This window comes from Bacteroides sp. CAG:633 (assembly GCF_000435115.1).
GTDB classification, from domain to species: Bacteria; Bacteroidota; Bacteroidia; order Bacteroidales; family Bacteroidaceae; genus Bacteroides; species Bacteroides ndongoniae.
Window position 1 is genome coordinate 1 of the sequence record NZ_FR882996.1, and the last position, 2,748, is coordinate 2,748.

2 protein-coding genes are annotated in these 2,748 nt (G+C 40.9%); both read right to left on the minus strand.

What is annotated here, in order from left to right; genetic code table 11:
- Positions 1 to 569 precede the first annotated feature (569 nt).
- A complete protein-coding gene (locus QVP67_RS02390) occupies positions 570 to 1,190 on the minus strand; it encodes a DUF3226 domain-containing protein (protein WP_022161957.1) in 621 nt (206 codons plus the stop codon).
- Between the two features lie 63 nt (positions 1,191 to 1,253).
- On the minus strand, positions 1,254 to 2,288 hold the full coding sequence (locus QVP67_RS02395) for an AAA family ATPase (protein ID WP_022161958.1): 1,035 nt from the start codon (positions 2,286 to 2,288) through the stop codon (positions 1,254 to 1,256).
- Positions 2,289 to 2,748 lie beyond the last annotated feature (460 nt).

Here is a 2,748-nt window from a genome sequence, read left to right on the forward strand (position 1 = left end):
CACGAAGCACCATGCCGTAAGTCCTGCCCACACAAACAAAAAGAGGAAAAGGGCCAGAAACCCATTCATCTTGAAACCTGTAAAATTCACTTCTTTCGTTTCCATATTATTTCAGTTTTAGATATAAGTTTCACAAAAATCATAATATCATTTTGATATCACAAAGATATAGTTCCGAAACGAGAAAAACAAGCAAAAAAAGATTTTTTTAGTGGGGAGGGGAGGAAAATCAATGAAAAATTAAAAGTTGAGGGGTGAGCGGTGGGGGGTGAGGGGGATTCTTTAGACACGGATAACACGGAGGACGCAGATTCTATTTTCAGTCCGTGATAATCTGCGTAATCTGCGACGATTCGAATATTTTAATTATTCATTATTAATTGATTAACGTAATTTGCAGGTGTGTGTATGTGTGTAGAGACGCAAAATTTTGCGTCTCTACCTATATAATCGTAATTCGTCCAGATTAATTTTTAAATCCGCATCATCCCCGCCATCCGTGCCTAAAAAATCCCCCTCAACCTTAAGCCCTAAACTCTCAGCACGGCTGCTCCATCCCCACTTTTACATCACACCAAATTGTCCTCTAAAAATTTTTTCATCGGTTGCAAGGCATCAATATCCAAGTTCCAGTACATATTTTCCTCAAAAAGCCAGTCACCATGCCCCAGCCTTTTCCGCTGAGTGTTGCTCAACCGCTGTGAGTTTATATAAGTATGCAGCTTGCCCTTCAAATTAGGTACACTATACAACGCCTCCCCTTTATCATCTGTCACACCTGACACGCATTTTTCATAGTCCTCAAAACAGTCAAAAAACACACGATGCAAATCACGCCTTGCAGCACATTCCATCAACGTCTCCACATCTCCGTCCGACTGATTGTCCGGATACAAAAAATAAGGAAAAGATACATCATGGTCCGAACTTCCTTTCTCTATGGCAGCCTTACGTTTCTGACATCCCCAGCCTTTAGCCTCCGTATCAGCATCCACAAACACCAATACCTGTTCACCGCTCTCCCGCGCCAAAGCCATCTGATTACGAATAGCCTCGTTAAACAGATTATCAATCCCATCCATAAAAATAAAGCCAACCTCCTTATCCGGGAAAAAACGATTCAAGATTGCTTTCAAAAAATGGAATTCCGATGTCTTATTATTCTTAGCTTCAATAAAGATTCTGTTCATAAACAACCGAGTATTTTCTATTTTTCAAGCCAGCCGCTTCCCACCAGCCTCCTTCAGCTTGCGTCACCTCACTTCAATTTCCTGATTGATGGAATAATCCAGACTCTCCAATGAATAATGATAAGCCTTCAATTCGTCATCCGAAGTTCTCAGCAGTTTAAAAGCGGTGACAAGATTACTATATTCACCTTTTGCAGCATCGCGAAGTCCTCTTATCGAATCAATATCGTGCGTGGTGACAAACAGCTGAGTATTATTCCGAACCGCAGCATTGATTAGCACCTTCCACAAATCGCACATCACCGAATAATGGAAACCATTGCTGATTTCATCCACCAACAAGGCTCCGTCCTTACAATCATAAATGGCAGTCAGAAGAGAAACGATTTTCCGCGCACCGTCTCCCATCATATTGACCGGAATACGCTTGCCAAGACCCACATCCACCAGCATTTCGTTGTCCGTAAATATAAAATCAGTTATACGGGGCTCTATCAGTTTCAGGCCTTCTACTATAAAATGCTCATCCTTGTTCTGCTGTACGTTTTTCAATCCCTGAATAGATGCATTGAAATCATATTTGGGACTTAGATAAGTGCAACGCAATGCTTCAGAATAATTGTTATCCAGCACACGGGTCACATCATTGGTATCCTTCGGATTAAAACGTAGCTGGGACGCATACGGAACGCCGTTAACCTTAAAATCAAATTTCAAGCCATAATTGCCTTCTGCCACATTCGAAAGACTGCTTGCCGCATCCGGCTGAATGGAAACCGTGTCCGAACTTTGCTCAAAGAAAGAAATACTTAAATCACGTGTTTCACCGTTCTCCAATTGGATATGTATAGGTTGGGTAGTATCTAAATTATAGAAATCCAGCCGCATATCGTTCAACTGAAATTTCCCATAACCACGCATGAGGTTGATCTGGAAAGGGAGCAACGGGTTAGACAGCCCACTGGCCAAGAACAGCGATTCCAGCAAAGACGATTTCCCACAATTGTTCTTCCCAAAGAACAGGTTTACCCGCCCAAAGTTTTCAATGCAGGCATATCGTATGCCTCTGAATCGTTCTATTATAATTCTTTCAAACATTCCACCGGAAATTATCAATCACTCATGCTTCGGCAACAAAATCTTACTTGAGAACAAAGGTATTATCTGCCCCAAACGAGCAATCCTGTCCCTACCTCCTTAACCCCTGCAAGCTTAAGTCAATCCGCCACTTGAGTCAGTAATGGTTATACATAAACACAAAATTACGAAAAAACTATTATTTATAAACCCGAACTGATATTATTTTAATCCATCCGACTCAAAATCCCAGCTTTCACCTCCATCGCTTCCCTGTTTCCTATTTTTAAATCCGCCTCATCCCCGTCATCCGCGTCTAAAAAATCCTCCCTCTCAACCCTAAACACTAAACGCTAAACCCTAAACCCAACTATTAATTTTTAATTTTTAATTTTTCATTCTTAATTATTCCTCGCTTCTTCATTAGCTTCGCAATGTAAATCCCAAAAACAAAATAGTATGGCAACAATCAAAGTAAAAT